At 63.0% G+C, this 19,814-nt stretch carries 21 protein-coding genes; 13 read left to right on the plus strand and 8 right to left on the minus strand.

Annotation, left to right across the window (positions count from 1 at the left end; genetic code table 11):
- Nucleotides 1–66: 66 nt before the first annotated feature.
- Complete coding sequence (locus HJB84_RS22255; RefSeq protein WP_221116914.1) at nt 67–645, minus strand: TetR/AcrR family transcriptional regulator; 579 nt, start codon at nt 643–645, stop codon at nt 67–69.
- Between the two features lie 159 nt (nt 646–804).
- Between HJB84_RS22255 and HJB84_RS22260 the strand changes: the two genes are divergently transcribed.
- Genes HJB84_RS22260 through HJB84_RS22270 form a run of 3 tightly spaced genes read left to right on the plus strand, consistent with a single transcriptional unit; the run spans nt 805 to nt 3,103 of the window.
- The gene (locus HJB84_RS22260) at nt 805–1,440 is read left to right on the plus strand and encodes an NADPH-dependent F420 reductase (protein ID WP_221116915.1); all 636 of its coding nucleotides are present in this window, start codon (nt 805–807) and stop codon (nt 1,438–1,440) included.
- Between the two features lie 53 nt (nt 1,441–1,493).
- Complete coding sequence (locus tag HJB84_RS22265; RefSeq protein ID WP_221116916.1) at nt 1,494–2,435, plus strand: SDR family oxidoreductase; 942 nt, start codon at nt 1,494–1,496, stop codon at nt 2,433–2,435.
- A 5-nt stretch (nt 2,436–2,440) separates the two neighbouring features.
- A complete protein-coding gene (locus HJB84_RS22270) occupies nt 2,441–3,103 on the plus strand; it encodes an NADPH-dependent F420 reductase (RefSeq protein WP_259671148.1) in 663 nt (220 codons plus the stop codon).
- Nucleotides 3,104–3,264: 161 nt separating this feature from the next.
- Here HJB84_RS22270 and HJB84_RS22275 read toward each other — a convergent pair whose 3' ends face one another.
- The gene (locus tag HJB84_RS22275; protein ID WP_221116918.1) at nt 3,265–3,951 is read right to left on the minus strand and encodes a helix-turn-helix transcriptional regulator; all 687 of its coding nucleotides are present in this window, start codon (nt 3,949–3,951) and stop codon (nt 3,265–3,267) included.
- 72 nt (nt 3,952–4,023) lie between these two features.
- Between HJB84_RS22275 and HJB84_RS22280 the strand changes: the two genes are divergently transcribed.
- The 4 genes from HJB84_RS22280 (at nt 4,024) to HJB84_RS22290 (ending at nt 6,848) form a co-directional block, all read left to right on the plus strand.
- Entirely contained in the window at nt 4,024–4,353 is a 330-nt protein-coding gene (locus tag HJB84_RS22280; RefSeq protein ID WP_221116919.1) for an NIPSNAP family protein, read from the plus strand.
- Nucleotides 4,350–4,700, plus strand: a complete 351-nt coding sequence (locus HJB84_RS22285; protein ID WP_221116920.1) for an antibiotic biosynthesis monooxygenase — start codon at nt 4,350–4,352, stop codon at nt 4,698–4,700. Before HJB84_RS22280 ends, HJB84_RS22285 begins: the two co-directional genes overlap by 4 nt.
- Nucleotides 4,690–4,821, plus strand: a complete 132-nt coding sequence (locus HJB84_RS33660; RefSeq protein WP_259671149.1) for a hypothetical protein — start codon at nt 4,690–4,692, stop codon at nt 4,819–4,821. Before HJB84_RS22285 ends, HJB84_RS33660 begins: the two co-directional genes overlap by 11 nt.
- Nucleotides 4,822–5,705: 884 nt before the next feature.
- Nucleotides 5,706–6,848, plus strand: coding sequence for a site-specific DNA-methyltransferase (locus tag HJB84_RS22290; RefSeq protein ID WP_221116921.1), 1,143 nt, complete (start codon nt 5,706–5,708; stop codon nt 6,846–6,848).
- Between the two features lie 118 nt (nt 6,849–6,966).
- On the opposite strand, the gene HJB84_RS22295 is transcribed toward HJB84_RS22290, so the two are convergent.
- The 3 genes from HJB84_RS22295 to mutY are packed head-to-tail and all read right to left on the minus strand — an operon-like array spanning nt 6,967 to nt 9,057.
- The gene (locus HJB84_RS22295; RefSeq protein WP_221116922.1) at nt 6,967–7,332 is read right to left on the minus strand and encodes a nuclear transport factor 2 family protein; all 366 of its coding nucleotides are present in this window, start codon (nt 7,330–7,332) and stop codon (nt 6,967–6,969) included.
- Nucleotides 7,333–7,336: 4 nt separating this feature from the next.
- Nucleotides 7,337–7,951: an HAD family phosphatase gene (locus HJB84_RS22300; protein ID WP_221116923.1), complete on the minus strand. Its 615-nt coding sequence runs from the start codon at nt 7,949–7,951 to the stop codon at nt 7,337–7,339.
- 2 nt (nt 7,952–7,953) lie between these two features.
- Nucleotides 7,954–9,057, minus strand: a complete 1,104-nt coding sequence (mutY, locus tag HJB84_RS22305) for an A/G-specific adenine glycosylase (RefSeq protein ID WP_221116924.1) — start codon at nt 9,055–9,057, stop codon at nt 7,954–7,956.
- Between the two features lie 108 nt (nt 9,058–9,165).
- Between mutY and HJB84_RS22310 the strand changes: the two genes are divergently transcribed.
- The 5 genes from HJB84_RS22310 to ppdK all read left to right on the plus strand — a co-directional run bounded on the left by HJB84_RS22310 (nt 9,166) and on the right by ppdK (nt 18,065).
- Nucleotides 9,166–9,663, plus strand: coding sequence for a DUF721 domain-containing protein (locus tag HJB84_RS22310; protein WP_221116925.1), 498 nt, complete (start codon nt 9,166–9,168; stop codon nt 9,661–9,663).
- A 293-nt stretch (nt 9,664–9,956) separates the two neighbouring features.
- Entirely contained in the window at nt 9,957–10,181 is a 225-nt protein-coding gene (locus HJB84_RS22315) for a TraY domain-containing protein (RefSeq protein WP_221116926.1), read from the plus strand.
- A 235-nt stretch (nt 10,182–10,416) separates the two neighbouring features.
- Nucleotides 10,417–11,187 carry a DsbA family protein gene (locus HJB84_RS22320; protein ID WP_405049050.1) on the plus strand — a complete coding sequence of 257 codons (771 nt, stop codon included), beginning with the start codon at nt 10,417–10,419 and terminating at the stop codon, nt 11,185–11,187.
- Between the two features lie 102 nt (nt 11,188–11,289).
- Nucleotides 11,290–14,751, plus strand: a complete 3,462-nt coding sequence (locus HJB84_RS22325; protein WP_221116927.1) for a chromosome segregation SMC family protein — start codon at nt 11,290–11,292, stop codon at nt 14,749–14,751.
- A gap of 605 nt (nt 14,752–15,356) precedes the next feature.
- Complete coding sequence (gene ppdK, locus HJB84_RS22330) at nt 15,357–18,065, plus strand: pyruvate, phosphate dikinase (protein ID WP_221116928.1); 2,709 nt, start codon at nt 15,357–15,359, stop codon at nt 18,063–18,065.
- Nucleotides 18,066–18,110: 45 nt separating this feature from the next.
- Here ppdK and HJB84_RS22335 read toward each other — a convergent pair whose 3' ends face one another.
- Nucleotides 18,111–18,386: a hypothetical protein gene (locus HJB84_RS22335; RefSeq protein WP_221116929.1), complete on the minus strand. Its 276-nt coding sequence runs from the start codon at nt 18,384–18,386 to the stop codon at nt 18,111–18,113.
- 366 nt (nt 18,387–18,752) lie between these two features.
- A complete protein-coding gene (locus tag HJB84_RS22340; RefSeq protein ID WP_221116930.1) occupies nt 18,753–18,947 on the minus strand; it encodes a hypothetical protein in 195 nt (64 codons plus the stop codon).
- A gap of 104 nt (nt 18,948–19,051) precedes the next feature.
- On the opposite strand from HJB84_RS22340, the gene HJB84_RS22345 reads away from it, so the two are divergent.
- The gene (locus HJB84_RS22345) at nt 19,052–19,297 is read left to right on the plus strand and encodes a hypothetical protein (protein ID WP_207583269.1); all 246 of its coding nucleotides are present in this window, start codon (nt 19,052–19,054) and stop codon (nt 19,295–19,297) included.
- Between the two features lie 29 nt (nt 19,298–19,326).
- On the opposite strand, the gene HJB84_RS22350 is transcribed toward HJB84_RS22345, so the two are convergent.
- The gene (locus HJB84_RS22350) at nt 19,327–19,716 is read right to left on the minus strand and encodes a hypothetical protein (protein WP_207583270.1); all 390 of its coding nucleotides are present in this window, start codon (nt 19,714–19,716) and stop codon (nt 19,327–19,329) included.
- Between the last annotated feature and the right edge of the window lie 98 nt (nt 19,717–19,814).

Genomic DNA, 19,814 nt, shown 5'->3' on the forward strand with positions numbered 1-19,814 from the left:
ACGGCAGGCTAGTCCTTGCCGCCGATTGCGGGGAGTTGGCCTTCGATGCGGTCTATAGGCGGCGATTTAACAAGTCGCCTTCCTGATACCGTTGCTCGCCGGGTTTGTCAGGATGGCGCTCGCGATGATGTGAACGAGATGATCTGCCCTTGGCGCGAATGAGGGTAAGTCGACGAGCCAGCCGAGCGCCGACATCAGGCCGAACAGGTCGTCCCCATTCATATCAGCGCGCGCCGTACCTTCGGTCTGGGCACGGAGCAGCAGTCGCGCGCTCGCTGAGTGCACAGCTGCGCATGAAGCATAAAGAGCGGAGTCCGGGTTCGTGTGGGCGGCCGCCATCAGGGCGACAACGCCCTGATGGCTTTCGGCGAATGCTACCCATTCGCGGAACCAGGACAAGAGCGCTTCGTCAGCGGCGTCAGACGTTTCGAGTTCACCTGCCCTCTGTGTCAGGGCGTCCAGGTTCGTACGCAACAAGGCTTCGAACAAGGCTTCTCGCGTCGGGAAATGACGAAGCAGCGTCGCCAACCCGACGCCGGCCCGGCGGGCAATATCTCGCATCGACGCATCGACGCCATGCTCGGTGACGACGTCACGCGCGACCGAGAGGAGATGGCTGTAATTCTTTTGAGCGTCGGCTCGCATGTCTTGCCTTGATAATCGGATCGGTGATCCGTATATATGGATCACTGATCCAATTATGGCACCTGGATCAGTGATCCATCAGATAGAGTGGATCTGTGAAAATCGCAACAGAGCCGCTGCCCGACACGAAATGATGGCGAACGCCCGAGGAACACGAACATGAGCACGATCAGTATCATCGGATCAGGCAGCATGGCTGCAGCGATCGGCGGGCTTGCTGCCAAGGCCGGACACAGCGTCGAGGTGACGAGTCGCGACGCCGCGAAGGCGCGGGCGCTGGCCGCGCAGATCGGAGCCGGCGCGACGACAGGGACGTTTGGCGCTGCCCCGGCTGGAGACATCGTTATCCTTGCGGTTCCCTACGCCGCCGTACTCGACGTGGTGAAGCAGTACGGCGAAGGGCTGGCAGGCAAGCTCCTCGTCGACATCACCAACCCCGTTGCCTCCGACTACACGAGCTTCGTGACCCCTGAGGACAGTTTCGGCGCACGGGAAATCACCAAGGCCGCCCCTGCCGATGCGGTAGTCGTCAAGGCGTTCAACACCCTGTTCTCGCATGTCCTGGCTGCCGGTCCAGTCGAGGACCGCCCGTTGGACGTGCTCCTCGCCGGCGACGACGCACAGGCGAAGGCACGCGTGTCGGCGTTCATCGAGAGCCTCGGACTGCGCCCCATGGATACCGGGGAGCTGCTTATGGCGCGGACGCTGGAGCACGCCTGCCTGCTGTCGCTGGGCCTCATGACCCGCTCCTTCAAACACGGCAACTTTTCAATCGGTGTCCGCCTTCCCGCCTGAGCCCACTGGCAGCACCACTTCTCACATCACCTCACTCCACAAGGAGCATTTACATGCACGTTTTCGTCACTGGTGGGACCGGCCATTCCGGTCCGTATATCATTTCCGACCTTATCGCAGCCGGTCACGAGGTCACTGCGCTTGCCCGGTCGGACAAGTCTGCGGAAGCGGTGTCCGCGCTTGGCGCCAAGGTGCGTCGCGGCGACCTCGATGATCTCGATGGGTTAAAAGCGGCGGCCGCAGACTTCGACGGCGTCATCCACGTCGCGCACCGGCAAGACCTGCTTCCCACCGGTGGCCTCGACGCGGTGGCTGCCGCGGAGCAAAAGATCATGCTCGCATACGGTGAGGCTCTGAAGGGGACCGGAAAGCCGCTGGTCACGTCGGGGAGCATTGGCTCGCCGGGTTGGGAACATCTCGGCCGCCCAGCCACCGAGGAGGACGCCACCCTCTCTGGCGGCGAGAAGTTCAAGGGCACCTTGCGAGTTCGCAACATTGTCGAAACGACCGTGCTCGGTCTCGCCGAGCAAGGCGTGCGCTCTTCGGTCGTACGGATTCCGACGATCATGCACAGCACGAGCGACAATGCCGGTTTCCTCCCGATACTGATCGGGCTTGCGAAGGAGAAGGGCGTTGTCGGCTATCCCGGCGACGGCAAGAACAATTGGTCGGCCGTGCACGCCCGCGACCTCGCCGCCGTGTTCCGTCTGGCGCTGGAGAAGAGCCCCGCCGGGAGGAATTGGCATGCGGTTGCCGATGAGGCTATTGCGTTCCGCGAGATCGCCGAAGCCATCGGCAGCCGCTTGAACCTGCCGGCCGTGCCGATTCCCGCGGATGAGCTGATGCTGCCAGGCTTTTTCGGGTTCCTCGCGAATCTGGTGAAGCTGGACGTCGCCGCGTCCAATGCCATCACCCGCCGGGCCCTCGGCTGGGAACCCACTCAGCCCGGCCTGCTCAAGGACCTGGACAACGGCCATTATTTCCCCGCCGGCTGACCAGCTTGGACACGACGAGCATAACTCAACTCTTTAGGAGACTGCACATGAGCATTATCAGCATCATCGGCTCAGGAACCATGGCCGCAGCGATCGCTGGCCGTACAGCCAAGGTCGGACACACTGTCGAGGTTGTCAGCCGAGACCCCGCCAAGGCGCGGGCGCTCGCCGACCAACTCGCAGCCGGAGCGACCACAGGGGCGTACGGGACAGCGCCGGCGGGCGACATCGTCATCCTCGCCGTGCCATACCAGAATGCGGCTTCGGTGGTGGCCGACTTTGGGGACGCGCTCGACGGCAAGGTGATCATCGACATCGCCAACCCGGTTGCCCCTGACCTCTCGGGCCTCGTCACCCCTCACGACAGTTCTGGCGCGCAGGAGACCGCCAAGGGCCTTCCCGCCGGCGCGCACATCGTCAAGGCGTTCAACACGATCTTCGGTCACGTACTTGCCAGGGGTGGACGCCTCGACGCGTTCATCGCAGCCGACGATGCGGAGGCGAAGGCGCGCGTTTCGACCTTCCTCGAAAGTCTCGGGCTGCGTCCGTTCGACGTCGGCGGCCTGCACATGGCCCAGACGCTTGAGGCGCTCGGCCTGATGATGATCGGCCTGGCCAAAAACGGCGCCGGCACCTGGGACTTCGCCATAAACGTCGATCTTGGCTGAATCCACCGACACCACGTCCATACCGGCAGGTCCGCAACAACACTGGGAGCAAGTCGTTTCTCACGTCGTTCTCATCAACCAACCCAGTGGAGTTGTCTGGCGACGGCGGCTTTCCGGCTAGCCGGAACGGCGGTTGAAATTTTTTGCAGATCGCAGCAAACCTATGCATCGATCGGGAACAGCATCAGAAACTGCCGGTCGCCTTCCGGGGTAAAGAGGATCGAGCGGCTTTCAGCCGTGCGTCGCGCCCAGCTCTTGTCGAGGAAGTTTGACAGCAGCGCCTTGCCGAGGCTGCCGGCAAGATGGGCGCGTCTTTCGCTCCAGTCGAGGCAGGAGCGGCAGAGCGGCCGGCGCGACGATTTCAGGTCGCCGACATCGATGCCGATGCATTTGAGATCGCTTTCGCCCTTTTCGGTCAGCGCCAGGCCGTCCCCGACCGCGTCGATCGAACCTGAGGCAATCAGGCTGTCGAGCATGCGCACGCCGTAATCGCCGGCCAGATGATCGTAGCAGATGCGCGCCTTGCGCAGCGCCGGCTCCTTCGGTCCCGGCTGGTGGCGCAGATGCCCGCGCCCGGCGGCAAAGCCCATCATGCTTTCGATCAGCCGGGCGACGGCCTCGTCGGCCAGGGTGAAATAACGGTGACGCCCCTGCTTGCGCTGGGTAAGCAACCCGCCGGCTTCGAGCTTGGCCAGATGTGTGCTCGCCGTCTGCACGGTGATGCCGCCGACGCCGGCAAGCTCGGTCGCCGTCAGCGCCCGGCCGCCGGTGAGTGCGGCCAGCATGTTGGCGCGGGCGGGATCGCCGATGAGCGCGCCGATCTGCGCAATGTCAGGACCTTCCTTCATAGTTCGATCGTAACCGAAGCATCGTCGTCAGGCAATGTGCGAAAAACAGGTGGAGAGTAAAGGAGAAAACCAATGATCACCTGTTTCATTCGCTACCAGATCGACCCGTTCAAGAAGGAGGCCTTTGCCGAATATGCCCGCAACTGGGGCCAGACAATCCCCAGGAATGGCGCCGACCTGATCGGTTATTTCGCCCCGCACGAGGGATCGGCGACAACGGCCTACGGCGTCTACAACATCGAAAGCCTCGCCGCCTACGAAGCCTATCGCGCCCGGCTGGCGGCCGACCCGCTCGGCCGCGACAATTACGAATTCGCCAGACGCGAAGGTTTCATCCGCAAGGAGGATCGCATCTTTCTGAAAAACGTCTCCGCCCCTCACGCCAAGCTGGTGCTGCCATGATCGCCGTCATCTTCGAAGTCGTGCCCTATATGGGCGAACGCCACAAATATCTGGATCTCGCCGGCGAGTTGCGCGGCGAACTCGAAGCGATCGACGGCTTCATCTCGATCGAGCGTTTCGAGAGCCTGACGACCCGCGGCAAGCTGCTGTCGCTCTCCTTCTTTCGCGACGAGGCGGCGGTGAAGGAATGGCGCAACCGCGAGGCTCATCGCGCCGCCCAGCAGGCCGGCCGCGGCGGCATCTTCGCCGATTATCGCCTGCGTATCGCCAGTGTCGTGCGCGATTACGGCATGTTCGAACGCGACGAGGCCCCGGCCGATAGCCGGAGTGTGCACGATGCGGCGTGAGGTCGAGAGCGAGCGCATCCCGCGCGATCGCCAGACCGGCGCTGTGAAAACTGCAACTGGCGTAACCCGTTCGAACTATACGCGTGACAACGAATTTATTTCATCTATCGATGGCTTTTGACAGGCTGCGGGGAGCCTTTTGATAGGAGATTTGCATCGTGTTTCGGGAAAGCCAGCTAGCACGAAAAAAACGGAACTGGCCAGTTTCTTCCGTTTTTCTGTCGTACGGTGCTGTTGAACGGCATCGAAGCAAAGTTTTGATTGTGGCGCTCTGCATTTTGAGCATCTCAGCCGGTGCTGCAACTTCGAAGCAAAAAGAGTGCTCGGCATATTGGTTGAGAATGTGGGATACTCGCTCTGACCCACAAAAATGGTCATATGTAGATCTGTCTTATTATGCAGAATATGGAGCTCACCCAAATATACAAGGATATTCCTCAAGAGAGATATCGGTGTACCTTGCGGCCTTGGCAATCAAGAACAAGCAAGGGCTAGATCTTAATTTGCGGAGCATATCGTTGGAGGCCATGGATAAGTCTCACAGGGCAGGCTCCATGCGCTATGTGATAGCGCGGTTCTTTGGATTGAGCTTGCCGGATTGGGAGGGCCATAATCGTCCCGACCGATGTGTTTTTTCGCAATCCAGCGCGTGCCTTGAGCGACTAACGCGCCGCCTGTTGCCGAAAGCTGAAAAGATGCGGCAATTCCTGGAAAGCGCTGCTCGATCTGGGGAGATCGGAGACGTTCCGTGCGAAGGTGGAATCGAGTACTTCGACCGTCCGCGATTGCGCTGACTGGCTTGTAGAGTGGATGAGCTTTAGCGTTGCTCGCTCGACTCAGTGAGCGAGGAACCGGCTCAGTCGCCTAGCGGCCTACCATTCCCACTCGCTCGCTCGACCGCCTCCCGAATAAATTCCCGAAATCGCCCACGGCTTCAGGCTTTGGTAACTAAGTTGGGTAACCATAACGGACAGTTAAGCGTAGAGCGTATGAGTGAGTATCAGAATGGCATCAGTATTTCCGCTTGCCGACCTCAAGGCTTCCGTCAAGTCGGATTCCCGGCCGGGCTCTTGGGTCGACACGATCATCAAGGGCGATTGCGTCAGCGCCCTTGAAGCTTTGCCCAGCCACTCCGTCGATATCATCTTTGCCGACCCGCCGTATAATCTCCAGCTCGGCGGAACGCTGCACCGTCCCGACCAGTCGCTGGTCGATGCCGTCGACGACGAATGGGACCAGTTCGCTTCGTTCGAGGCCTATGACGCCTTCACCCGCGCCTGGCTGCTCGCCTGCCGCCGCGTGCTGAAGCCGACTGGCTCGATCTGGGTGATCGGCTCCTATCACAATATCTTCCGCGTCGGCGCCACGCTGCAGGATCTGAATTTCTGGATCCTCAACGACATCATCTGGCGCAAGACCAACCCGATGCCGAATTTCAAGGGCCGCCGCTTCCAGAACGCCCATGAGACGATGATCTGGGCAAGCCCCAGCGCCAAGGCCAAGGGTTATACCTTCAACTACGATGCGATGAAGGCCGCCAATGACGACGTGCAGATGCGCTCCGACTGGCTCTTTCCGATCTGCAACGGCGGCGAGCGGCTGAAGGGCGAGGACGGCAAGAAGGTGCATCCGACGCAGAAGCCGGAAGCGCTGCTTGCCCGTGTCATCATGGCCTCGACCAAACCAGGCGATATCGTCCTCGATCCCTTTTTCGGCTCGGGCACAACAGGCGCCGTCGCCAAGCGCCTCGGCCGCCACTTCGTCGGCATCGAGCGCGAACAGGATTATATCGATGCGGCCTCGGCCCGCATCGCCGCCGTCGAGCCGCTCGGCAAGGCGGAACTGACCGTCATGACCGGCAAGAAGGCCGAAGTCCGCGTCGCCTTCAACGTGCTGGTCGAAAGCGGCCTGATCAAGCCCGGCCAGGTGCTGACCGACGCGAAGCGCCGCTACAGCGCCATCGTCCGCGCCGACGGCACCGTGGCTTCAGGCGGCGAGGCCGGCTCCATTCATCGTCTCGGCGCCAAGGTGCAGGGTCTCGATGCATGCAACGGATGGACCTTCTGGCATTTCGAAGACGGGCAGTCCCTGCGCCCGATCGACGATCTCAGGTCCGCCATCCGCAGTGATCTGGCCAAGGTGAAGTGAGCAGCACCTTCGACGGATCGAAATACCTTCTTCCGGTTTCCTCCAGTTGCGGAAGAAGGCCAAGGCGCCCGGGGTTTGAGCCCCGGGCGTCTTCTATTTGAGCTAGGGAATGCGGCAATCAGAAATCCTGGTAATCGGTGACGTCGACCCGGGTGATGCGCCCGTCGCCATTGAAGGTGATCGTCTCCTCGCCCTCGCGGATCAGCCGCTTGCCCGTCTGGCTGTGGGTGGCGCGAAGCGACCAGACCGCCCGGCCGGACAGCGGTGTCAGTGTCTCCACCAGCGAATTTTCCGCCGTCTGATCGGGATAGTCTTCGAAATATTTCCGGAAGGCCGCCATGATCTCAGCCCGGCCGGCAAGGCTGCCGACGCCGTTTGAGACATAGGTGGCGTCCTCGGCGAAATAGGCCTCGATCGCCGGGAAATCCAGCGCGTTGATGGCGGCGTGAAAGCGGTCGATTTCCTCTGCCGGGTGGAAAGCCATGGGGTCAGACCTTCAATCCGTACGCGGCGAGATCGCTGCGCAGTTTCACGGCACCCGAAAACAGCACCGCATTCCAGCCGAAGGCCTTGGCGCCTTCGACATTGACCGGCGCGTCGTCGATGAAAATCGTTGCCTTGGGATCGAGGCCGAAGCTCTTCGTATGGCTCTCGTAGATCGCGAGATCCGGCTTGATCAGGCCGACATCGCCGGAAACGGTGACGCCGCGTGGCAGGGTGAGGAAGGGGAAACGCGCCTGCGCCTCGCGAAACGTGTCGGAGGCGAAGTTGGTCAGCATCGTCACGTCGCGCCCTTCGGCGATCAGCCCCTCCATGATCGCGACGCTGTCCTCATAGGCGTGCGGCACCATCTCGTGCCAATATTTGCGGAAGGCGCGGATATGCTCTTCGCGGGCAGGGTGCTCTTTAATCAGCAGCGCTTCGGCCTCCGCCCATGTGCGGCCGCGGTCCTGCTCGATGTTCCAGTCATGAGTGCAGATATTGGCGAAGAACCAGTTGCGCTCGGTCTCATCGGGAATGAGCCGGCTGAAGGCAAGATGCGGATCGTAATGAATAAGGACTTTGCCGATATCGAAAACAATATGCTTTATCTCGGTGGTCATGGTCATCCCTTGGATGTTTTGAACGCGAGAGGAATAGCCGCCGCGATCGCTTTTTTCATGATTGTGGGTAAGGCCTGCGCTTCAAGATTTGTAACCGGCTCCCACCATTCGTCATTCGGGCTGACATTCGTTTTTGGCTTGCCGGCGATCGCCGCCCGCCAGATCGACAGCCGGAGCTCGAAATGGGTGAAGACATGGATGACGGTGCCGCATGCCTGCCAGGCCGCCTCGAAGGGCGCGGCTGAGGCCGAGGTTTCGCCGTCGAGGCGCGCCGTCCAGGCCGTTGTCGGCACCTCGGTCATGCCGCCGAGCAGGCCGCTGTCGATGCGCCGCCGCAGCAGGATCTCGCCATCGTCAGTCACCGCGATGAAGGCCGCGCCCTGCCGCACCGGCTTTTCCTTCTTTGCCGCCTTAACCGGAAAGAGCTCGGGATCGGAAAGTTTCAGCGCCTCGCAGGCGCCGCGGAACGGACAGAGCGAACAGGCCGGCCGTTTCGGCGTGCAGATCGTCGCCCCGAGATCCATCATCGCCTGGGCAAAATCGCCTGGCCGCAGAGCCGGCGTCAGCGCCGCCACCTTCTGCTTCATCAGTGGCTTTCCCGCCGGAAGCGGCGTGTCGATCGCATAGAGCCTGGAGATCACCCGCTCGACATTGCCGTCCATCACAGCCGCCTGCCGGTTGAAGGCAATGGCCGCGACGGCCGCTGCCGTATAGTCGCCGATCCCGGGCAGGGATTTGAGCCCTTCTTCGGTATCGGGAAAGACGCCGCCATGCTCTTTCGCCACTGCTTCGGCGCATTTCTTCAGGTTGCGGGCCCGCGCGTAATAGCCAAGCCCCGCCCAGGCGGCCATCACCGCGTCGCTTTCGGCCGCGGCAAGATCGGTCACCGCAGGCCAGCGTTCGAGAAACCTGGAGAAATAGGATTTGACCGCCTGCACCGTCGTCTGTTGCAGCATCACCTCGGAAAGCCAGACGCGATAGGGATCGGGTTTGACGCCGCCGGCCGCCATGCCGGGCGAGATACGCCAGGGCAGGTCGCGGTGGTGGCGGTCGTACCAGTCGAGCAGGGGCTGTGCGGAGGGAGTGTCGGGTTTCGTGAGCGTCATGATTTGCCGGGATCGGGGGAAGTGCCTATACTTGGCGAAGCAATGCCGCGCGATCAAGCCGGTGATGCGAATTGCCTGTGCGATTGGCAGGGGCATCCAAGGGTTTCGATGAGTTATCCACGCAAAGGTGCAAAGCAGATTTCCGAGCTGGCGAACGGGCTGATCGATCCCGTCCTGGCGCGCCGCGCCGGTATCAACACGGCCCTGCTTGGCTCATGGAGCGAAATCGCCGGCGAGGATTTTGCCGATTGCACCCGCCCGGAAAAGATCGCCTGGGCCCGCGGCGGCAATGAGGTCGGCGGCTTCCGCCCCGGTGTGCTGACGATTGCCTGCGAAGGCGCGCGCGCGCTTTTTCTCACCCATGCCCAGGGCGAACTCATCCAGCGCATCAACAGCTTCTTCGGCTTTGCCGCCGTCCACCAGATCCGCATCGTCCAGAAGCCGGTCTCAAACCCCGCCCGCCGCTCCCGCACCCCGCCGCCGCTGAAGGGCGAAGCCGCCCGCAAGCTCGAAGGCATGATGGAAGGCATAGAGGGCGACAAACTGCGCCAGGCGATCCAGCGCTTAGGGACCGCGGTGATGGGCAAGCGGGGGAGTGGGCGCTAGCGCGTTTTCGTCCTCAGTGGGGCCATGGATCCCAGGCTCAAGGCCTGGGATGACGGAGATGGAGGACCGCGAGAGGCTGGACGCGCGCCAATAGCGCCTATCTCCGCACCGTCGCTGTATTCGCAGAAGCCTACCCCGCCCTCCGTCGTGCTCGGGCTTGACCCGAGCATCCATGCACAAGCACTCTGCTCCCATTACTTAGAGCCCCTCGGAAATACGCATGCGTATCCGAGGGACCACTGGCGATCGAGCGCCTCGGATGCCATACTTGCATAGCAGACAGGAGAAAGATCATGCTGGCCTTGCGGTTGCCGCCTGATATCGAAGCGCGCCTTGAGGATCTCGCCAAGCGCACGGGCCGCAGCAAAAGCTTCTATGCACGTCAAGCCATCATCGAACATCTTAACGATCTCGAGGATATCTATCTCGCCGAAAAGCGCCTCGAAGAGTTCCGTCGGGGTGACAGCGATAGCGTGCCGCTGGCCGAGCTGGTGGCGCGTCATGGCATGGAGAATTGAGTTTCACCGAGCCGCCGAGCAATAAGCTTTGAAAGCTTGGGCATGTGCGGATTGGCAACCGCCGCGATGTCTATCGATGAATCCGCATACGCATCGATCGCAATTTTGGCTCGCGGTCCCATCACGGTCACAATTCTTTGAAGGAAGTTGGTGAACCGTGGCTTGTGAGCGGCCGCTAGCCGTTATATCGCACAGTCACGCCGTCACTCTCATTGCTTATGGGGAACCCATGCAGATGTCTGAAATGCAACTGACGAAACGCCGCCTCCTGGGTGGGATCGCCATCGCCGCAGCTGCCGCAGCGCTTGTCGCCTGCAACGACAGCAAGGACGCTGCCGATGCTTCGTCCTCCGGCAAGACCCTGGCCGACGGCACCAATGTCGACACCATCCAGACGGCGGCGACATCGCCGGCCGAAACGCCGCAATCCGATGGCGATGTCGACATGGCCGCAGTGCTGAAGCCCGGCCCGCTGCCTGAGATGGCGCTCGGCAAGGCTGACGCCCCGGTCAAGATCGTCGAATATATGTCGATGACCTGCCCGCATTGCGCCCATTTCCACAACACCACCTTCGATGCGATCAAGCAGAAGTATGTCGATGCCGGCAAGGTGCAGTTCATCATCCGCGAATTCCCCTTCGACCCGCGTGCCGCCGCCGCCTTCATGCTCGCCCGCTGCAGCCCCGCCAATCCGGAGCAGCTGAGCACGCCGGAGCAATATTTCCCGATGGTTTCGATGCTGTTCAAGCAGCAGCAGGTCTGGGCCGCCGCCGATGACGGCCGCAGCGCACTGCTGCAGATGTCGAAGCTCGCCGGATTTACTGAGGATAGCTTCACGAAATGCTTGACGAACCAGAAGCTTCTGGATGAAGTGAACGCCGTGCGGGAAAGAGGTTCCAAGGATTTCGGCGTCAATGCCACGCCGACTTTCCTCATCAATGGCAAGCGCTACTCTGGAGACATGCCGGTTGAAACCTTGTCGGGGCTCATCGACAGCCTGCTCTGAACCGATCCGTTTGACGATAACGGGCGACGGTGAAAGCCGTGCGCCCGTTTTTTTGTGGCTGCGGTGCGGCTCCTTGCCCACCCCGCGCCGCGGAGCTTCTGCATGAAGTTCAACAAGCTGCGCCTGGTCGGCTTCAAATCCTTCGTCGAGCCGACGGAATTCATCATCGAGCGGGGGCTGACCGGCGTCGTCGGCCCGAACGGCTGCGGCAAATCGAACCTCGTCGAGGCGCTGCGCTGGGTGATGGGCGAGAATTCCTACAAGAACATGCGCGCCTCCGGCATGGACGACGTGATCTTTTCGGGCTCGGGAAACCGCCCGGCCCGCAACACCGCCGAAGTGGCGCTCTATCTCGACAATGCAACGCGCACCGCGCCTGCCGCCTTCAACGACAGCGACGAGATCCAGGTCACCCGCCGCATCGAGCGTGAACAGGGTTCGCTCTACCGCATCAACGGCAAGGAAAGCCGCGCCAAGGACGTGCAACTGCTGTTTGCCGACGCCTCCACCGGCGCCCGTTCGCCCTCGATGGTCGGGCAGGGGCGGATCGGCGAGCTGATCCAGGCAAAGCCGCAGGCCCGCCGCCAGCTGCTGGAAGAGGCGGCCGGCATCTCGGGCCTGCATTCCCGCCGCCACGAGGCCGAATTGCGGCTGCGGGCCGCCGAGGGCAATCTCGAGCGTCTCGACGACGTCACCTCGCAGCTCGAAAGCCAGATCGAGAGCCTGAAGCGGCAGGCCCGCCAGGCAAACCGCTTCAAGACGCTGTCTGCCGATATCCGCGCCCGCGAGGCGATGCTCTTGCATATTCGCTGGGTGCAGGCCAAGGAAGCTGAGGCCGAGGCGGACAGCGCGCTGAACCAGGCGACATCAGTCGTCGCCGAAAAGGCGCAAGCCCAGATGGAGGCGGCGAAGAACCAGGCCATCGCCAGCTTGAAGCTACCGGAACTGCGCGAGGGTGAGGCGCGCGCCGCCGCCGCTCTGCAGCGGTTGCAGATCGCCCGAAGCCAGCTGGAGGAGGATGTCGGCCGCATTCTGCGCCGCCGCGACGAGCTGACACGCCGTCTCGCCCAGCTTGGCGAGGATATCCGCCGCGAGGAGCGGCTGGTCGCCGACAATGCCGGTATCCTGGCAAGGCTCGATGCCGAAGAGGCCGAGATTTCCGAAGTGCTGGCCGATTCCGGCCGTTATGCCGAGGAAACCCGCGAGGCCTTCGAGGGAGCGGCGGCAAAACTTGCCGACAGCGAACGCATCTTCACCCAGCTGACCGCCGAGCGCGCCGAGGCCGCTGCCGGCCGCAACCAGCTGGAGCGCGCCATCCGCGATCTCGCTGACCGCAGGATGCGCCTCGAACGCCAGATGAATGAGGCCAACCACGAACTCGCAACCATCGGCGACAAGATCGCCGGCCTGCCTGACCCGGATGAAAAACGCGCCATCGTCGAGGCCGGTGAAATCGCGCTCGCCGACGCCGAAGCCGCCGTCCAGCTCGTCGAGCAGGCGCTTGCCGCCGCCCGCCAGACCGAGGCGCTGGCGCGCGCACCGGTCGAACAGGCCCGCTCGAGCCTCAATGCGCTGGAAACCGAAGCCCGCACCATTTCCCGCATGCTTGCCGCTGGTGCCGCTGCCGGCAAATTTCCGCCGGTTGCCGATGAGCTGAAGGTCGATCGCGGCTTCGAAACAGCACTGGGTGCTGCCCTCGGCGACGATCTGGAATCGCCGCTCGCTGCCGAGGCCCCGGCTCATTGGTCTGACAATGGTGATGGCGCCGGCGACCCGGCACTGCCAACCGGCGTCACGCCGCTGCTTGCCCATATCAGCGCGCCCGCCGCACTCACCCGCCGCCTGCGCCAGATCGGCCTGGTCGGGGCGGGGGATGCCGAGCGCCTGATGGCGGCGCTGCAGCCCGGCCAGCGGCTGGTGACGAAAGACGGCGCCGTCTACCGCTGGGACGGCCACGTCACCGGTGCCGACGCCCCGAGCGCTGCAGCCCTGCGGCTTGCCCAGAAGAACCGCCTGGCCGAACTCGAAGGCGAGGCGGCCCTTGCCCGCGACGTGCTTGCCGAAGCCGAGGAGCGGCAGGCCGCCGCCGCTGATGCGATCCGCGGCGAAGAACGACGGCTTGCCGAGGTCCGCGACATGAGCCGGCTGTCCTCCCGTCATCTCGCCGAGGCGCGCGATGCGCTTGGAGCCGCCGAGCGGGCCTCTGGCGATCTGATCCGCCGCCGCGATGTCGTCAGCGAGGCGGTCAGCCAGCTGGGCGCGCAGATGGAGGAGGTCGCCATCCAGGAAGAGAATGCCCGCATCGAGCTGGAGGACGCGCCCGATCTCACCGCGATCGACGAGCGGCTGCGGTTCCAGCAGGCGGAGGTGGCGACCGATCGCGGCGCGCTGGCCGAAAGCCGCGCTCGCGACGAAAGCCTTGCCCGGGAAAATGAAGCCCGCCAGCGCCGCATCCTGGCGATCGGCCAGGAGCGCGAGACCTGGCGCCAGCGGGCGGCAAGTGCTGAAGAGCACGTCGCCACGCTGCGCGAACGCGAGGAAGAGGCGCGCGAAGAGGCAGCCGAGCTCGAATTGGCGCCGGACGAATTCGACGACAAGCGCCGCGCTTTGATGAGCGAATTGCAGAAGGCCGAGGAGGCGCGCCGCAACGCCGGCGATCTTCTGGCCGAGGCCGAACGCATCCAGCGCGAGGCCGACCACAAGGCGACCACCGCACTGTCGGAACTTGCCGAATGCCGTGAACGCCGCGGCCGCGCCGAGGAGCGCCTGGTTTCCGCCCGCGAGAAGCGCCAGGAAGGCGAAAGCCGCATCCGCGAGGTCCTGAATGTCGCCCCGCACGAAGCGCTGCAGCTGACCGGGCGTCCGGCCATGCAGGCGCTTCCCGACCCGCGCGAGGTCGAGCGCGAGCTGGAGCGCCTCAGGATCGAGCGCGAGCGGCTCGGCGCCGTCAACCTGCGCGCCGACGAGGAACAGAAGGAGCTGAGTGACAAGCTCGAAGCGCTGATCAGGGAACGCGACGACGTCATCGACGCGATCCGCAAGCTGCGCGGCGCCATCCAGAGCCTCAACCGCGAGGGCCGCGAACGGCTGATCGCCGCCTTCGACATCGTCAATGCCCAGTTCAAGCGGCTGTTCACCCATCTTTTCGGCGGCGGCACCGCCGAGCTGCAGCTGATCGAATCCGACGACCCGCTGGAAGCCGGCCTCGAAATCCTGGCCCGGCCGCCGGGCAAGAAGCCGCAGACCATGACGCTGCTCTCAGGCGGCGAACAGGCGCTGACGGCGATGGCGCTGATCTTTGCCGTCTTCCTCACCAATCCGGCGCCGATCTGCGTGCTCGACGAAGTCGACGCGCCGCTCGACGACCACAATGTCGAGCGCTACTGCAACCTGATGGATGAAATGGCGGCGTCGACCGAAACCCGCTTCGTCATCATCACCCACAATCCGATCACCATGGCCCGCATGAACCGCCTCTTCGGCGTCACCATGGCCGAGCAGGGCGTCTCCACCCTCGTCTCCGTCGACCTGCAGACCGCCGAGCGCCTGCGCGAGATCGCCTGAGCAATTCCAGCCTGGATCAGCGCAATTTCAGCAAAGCCGTGACGCGGTTTTGCGCCCAGAAATTGCGTGAAATCAGAAAACTGGGAATAAACACCAAAAAAGGTCGGCTCTCTTGCCGCCTGTACCCCATTTGGGTGATGCTCTTTTCGCTGACTTGCATTAGAAGTTGTTTCGACGCAACCTAATTACCCAGCTGAAAAGCTGGCAATCAAGCGTTGCGCATTGTCGAATTTGCGTGCGGTTTTCCGGGCGAGGGCAAGAACCGGAAGCCGTTAGAGTAATTCCAGGGAAGGACAGATCTGTTTTCCCCGGAGTTGCGTAAGATGATGGTCAGAGCGGTTCCTTTTTCAAAAAGCTGAACCGTTCCTGGGTTGTGGGACCCCCCGTCCGGTTTTCCTGGCCGGACGGAAACAAGGCTTTGCGGGACATTGTTGCAGTCCCGCAAAGCTTTTTTTGTACCTTTTTCTTGTTCCCACCGGCTTTCAATCGTTTCGACCGCGGCCGTGCCGAAGATTTATTGTGCAGCGCAACATTTCGCCGCATTTGTCGATTTTCATTTCAACACCAACGGATTAAGCTAATCCCGGTTTGGTGTTGGGGGGAAGATGACCAAGTGGGTCTATACGTTCGGCGACGGGCAGGCTGAGGGCCGGGCGCGCGATCACGAGATTCTCGGCGGCAAGGGCGCCAATCTCGCGGAAATGTGCGCCCTGGGGCTTCCCGTTCCGCCGGGGCTGACGATCGTCGGCGATGCCTGCAACACCTATTACAAGAACGGCCGCCATATCGAGAACGCTGTGAAGGTCGAGGTGCGCGCCGGCATTGCTGGCATCGAGGCAATCACCGGCCGCCGCTTTGGCGCCGGCAGCCAGCCGCTGCTGCTTTCGGTGCGCTCCGGCGCCCGTGTTTCGATGCCGGGAATGATGGACACCGTGCTCAATCTCGGCCTCAACGACGAGACCGTGCAGGCGCTCGGCCATGATGCCGGCGACGCGCGGTTTGCCTGGGACAGCTACCGCCGCTTCATCCAGATGTATGCCGATGTCGTCATGGGTCTCGGCAACGACGCCTTCGAGGAAATCCTCGAAGACGAGAAGGCCAAGCTCGGTCACGAATTCGATACCGAACTCAGCGCCTCCGAGTGGCAGCATATCGTTTCTCTCTACAAGCGGCTGATCGAGGAGGAGCTGGAGCAGGAATTCCCGCAGGATCCTGAGGTGCAGCTCTGGGGCGCCGTCGGCGCGGTCTTTTCCAGCTGGATGAATGCACGCGCCGTCACCTACCGCCAGCTTCACAATATTCCGGGAGCCTGGGGCACGGCGGTCAACATCCAGGCGATGGTCTTCGGCAATCTCGGCAATGCGTCCGCCACCGGTGTTGCCTTCACCCGCAACCCGTCGACCGGCGAGAAGGCGCTGTACGGCGAATTCCTCGTCAATGCGCAAGGGGAGGATGTCGTTGCAGGCATCCGCACGCCGCAAAGCATCACCGAGGAGGGCCGGATTTCCTCCGGCTCGGAAAAACCGTCGATGGAAAAGCTGATGCCGGAGGCGTTTCGCGAGCTTTGCGGCATTTGCACCGAACTCGAGATCCATTACCGCGACATGCAGGATATCGAATTCACCATCGAGCGCGGCAAGCTGTGGATGCTGCAGACCCGCTCCGGCAAGCGCTCGACCCGGGCGGCAATGAAGATCGCCGTCGATATGGTCGACGAGAAGGTGATTACCGAGGAGCAGGCGGTGCTGCGCATCGAACCATCAAGCCTCGACCAGCTGCTGCATCCGACGATCGATCCGCGTGTCACCCGCCAGGTGATCGGCACCGGGCTTCCGGCTTCGCCGGGCGCTGCCACCGGCGCCATCGTCTTCACCGCCGAGGAGGCCGTCGAGGCCGAGGCCGAAGGCCGCAAGGTCATTCTGCTGCGGGTCGAGACCAGCCCGGAGGATATTCACGGCATGCATGCCGCCGAAGGCATCCTGACCACCCGCGGCGGCATGACCAGCCATGCGGCGGTCGTTGCCCGCGGCATGGGCATCCCCTGCGTCGTCGGCGCCGGCACCATGCGCATCGACATGCGCAACGAGCGGCTGCTCGGCATCGGCGTCACCCTGAAGAAGGGCGATATCATCACCATCGACGGCTCGGCCGGCCAGGTGCTGAAGGGCGAGGTGCCGATGATCCAGCCGGAACTGTCGGGCGATTTCGGCCGCATCATGGGCTGGGCCGACCGCGCCCGCCGCATGACGGTGCGCACCAATGCCGATACGCCGGCCGATGCGCGCGCCGCCCGTTCCTTCGGCGCCGAAGGCATCGGCCTTTGCCGCACCGAGCACATGTTCTTCGAGGGCGAGCGCATCCATGCCATGCGCGAGATGATCCTCGCCGTCGATGAGACGGGCAGGCGGCTGGCGCTCGACAAGCTGCTGCCGATGCAGCGGCTGGATTTCACCGGCCTCTTCACCGTCATGCACGGCCTGCCGGTGACGATCCGCCTGCTCGACCCGCCGCTGCACGAATTCCTGCCGAAGACCGACGACGAGGTGGCCGAAGTCGCCTTCGCCATGGGCATGGAGGCGGCAGCGCTTCGCCAGCGCGTCGATGCGCTGCACGAGTTCAATCCGATGCTCGGCCATCGCGGTTGCCGGCTGGCGATCTCCTATCCCGAAATCGTCGAGATGCAGGCCCGCGCCATCTTCGAGGCGGCGGTTGCCGCAGCGAAGGAGACCGGGGCGGCCGTCGTGCCGGAGATCATGGTGCCGCTGGTCGGCCTGCGCTCCGAGCTCGATTACGTCAAGGCGCGCATCGATGAGGTCGCCGGCAAGGTCATGAACGAGGCCGGCATGAAGATCGATTATCTCGTCGGCACGATGATCGAGCTGCCGCGGGCCGCCCTTCGCGCCCATGTGATTGCCGAAGCCGCCGAATTCTTCTCCTTCGGCACCAACGACCTGACGCAGACCACCTTCGGCATCTCGCGCGACGACGCCTCCGCCTTCATCCCCACCTATCAGCGCAAGGGCATCATCGAGCACGATCCGTTCATCTCGCTCGATTTCGACGGAGTCGGCGAATTGATCAGCATCGCCGCCGAACGCGGCCGGCGCACCCGCAACGACATGAAACTCGGCATCTGCGGCGAACATGGCGGCGACCCGGCCTCGATCCGCTTCTGCGAGACGATCGGGCTCGACTATGTCTCCTGCTCGCCGTTCCGCGTGCCGATCGCCAGACTGGCGGCGGCGCAGGCGGTCATCTCAGGAGGTCTTTCAGACCTCCGGTCGGGAGGTCTGAAAGACCTCGGGGGGAAATAGTCAGATACCGGCAAGTGCCCGCGGCAGCCCTTAGGGCGCCTGGGATCAATGATGATGGTGCCAGTGATCGTGGTAGACATAGGGACCGTTGAGATCCCAGGCCATGCTCTGCATCATCTCGGCACTTTGTGCCCGCGATTCGGCCCGCCGGTCGAGATCGATGCGCTGCAGGCAGTTGGCAAAACCATCCGTGCCGCGCCGGAAGCCATAGCTCAGGCACCGCCCTTCATCCGCCGCCCGCCGCTCCTCTGGCGTCATCGTCTGGCAGGCGGAAAGCGCGGCGGCGACGGTGGCAACGGTGATGAGGAGCGGAAGGCGCATCGGGGTATTCCTTGCTTTTCCCTGAGGAAATGCCATTCGGGTGCGGGCGTCAAGCTGCGGCGGTGAGGCGTGTAGTGGATGTGAACGGTTTCTCCAGCCTATCCCACCCTCCGTCATGCTCGGCCTTGAGCCGAGCATCCACGCCGCATCCATCAGCAGCAGCCGTATGGATCCCAGGCTCAAGGCCTGGGATGACGGAGAGTGTGGTTGGCGTTTCCGTCAAACTCGTCGCCAGAGAACAGGGACACCCTACACCGGGTGCTCAATTGGCCCAGCGTTTACTAGGTTCCAGTGCCTGTCACAGTGCGCCCAAATCCTTCGGTAGGGGACACTCCGCACAGGAGCGAGCGGGCGTGAAGATGACGCTCACGCCGCCCCAGCCGGATCCCCGATCGGCAGCAGCGCCGGATCGAGCGGGTCCTGTGGGTTCTTCGTGTCCGACGGGTCCTGCACCGGCGTCAGCGGCGGTTTTTGCTGGGTGGGGTCGGGAATGCCCGGCGTCGGCGTCGGGCCGCGTGGGGTGTCGGGACTGGGGATCGGCATCGGGTCTCTATTGGGCATGATCGCCTCCTTTTCAAAAAAAGGAACGGCATCCCCCGCATATGGTTCCACTTTCGCCATCGGAGATTCCTCTGTATGAGGGGCTTGCAAACACTGGAACGAGCATGGCCATCCGCGATCGATTTTCGAAAAAACTGAACTGCCCGCAATGCGGCAATGAGGGCTTTGCCGAAGCCTCGGAAGTTGACGATCCGAAGCGCAAACACCCGGATTTCAAGGTCGATCGGCTGCCGCGCGGCTTTGGCGTGCAGCGTCCATCCAACCACCAGGAAAATTTCGTCATCAAATGCGAATGCGGCCGCAAGTTTCCCTTCCGCAGCGTTGCGGAAGCGGCGGCCGAGCGGCGCTAGCCCATCTCTCGGCATCACGCTCCGAAGCTCTAAATCCGCTCCAGCACTTCGATAAAGGCTTCGGCGAAACGCACCAGATGCGCAGTTTGCTCATCGGGCGCCTGCATGCGGATTTCGGTGCCGGCATAATCGAGCAGCGCCAGCACGACGCGCATCTCACTGCCGTCATCGGGAATGCGCAGCACCGCGATGCGGCGGCAATCCTCGATAAGACCCCCGGCCGGCAGGTCGAACAGCAGCTCGCCACCCGACCGTTGCGCTGCCTGGCGCACCGCCTCGCAGAAGCCGGCATCGCCGCCGGCATACCCTTCGAGCGAAAGTTCGAGCTCGACGAGCTCCATCGGCAGCATCGGCTCGCTGTGGTCGATCCCGCCAAGCGCAGACGCCTGCGGCCTTGCGGCTATCTCGGTTGAAATCATCCCGTCGCTCCTTGCCTTTAAAATCGGAGATGAAACCGCGGCAGAATGGCTCTTTTTTACCATATCAGCAAGAGCTTATGGAATCGCCCCGTCTTCGC

Origin of the sequence: Rhizobium sp. NZLR1b (assembly GCF_019685155.1) — a bacterium.
Classification (GTDB): domain Bacteria; phylum Pseudomonadota; class Alphaproteobacteria; order Rhizobiales; family Rhizobiaceae; genus Rhizobium.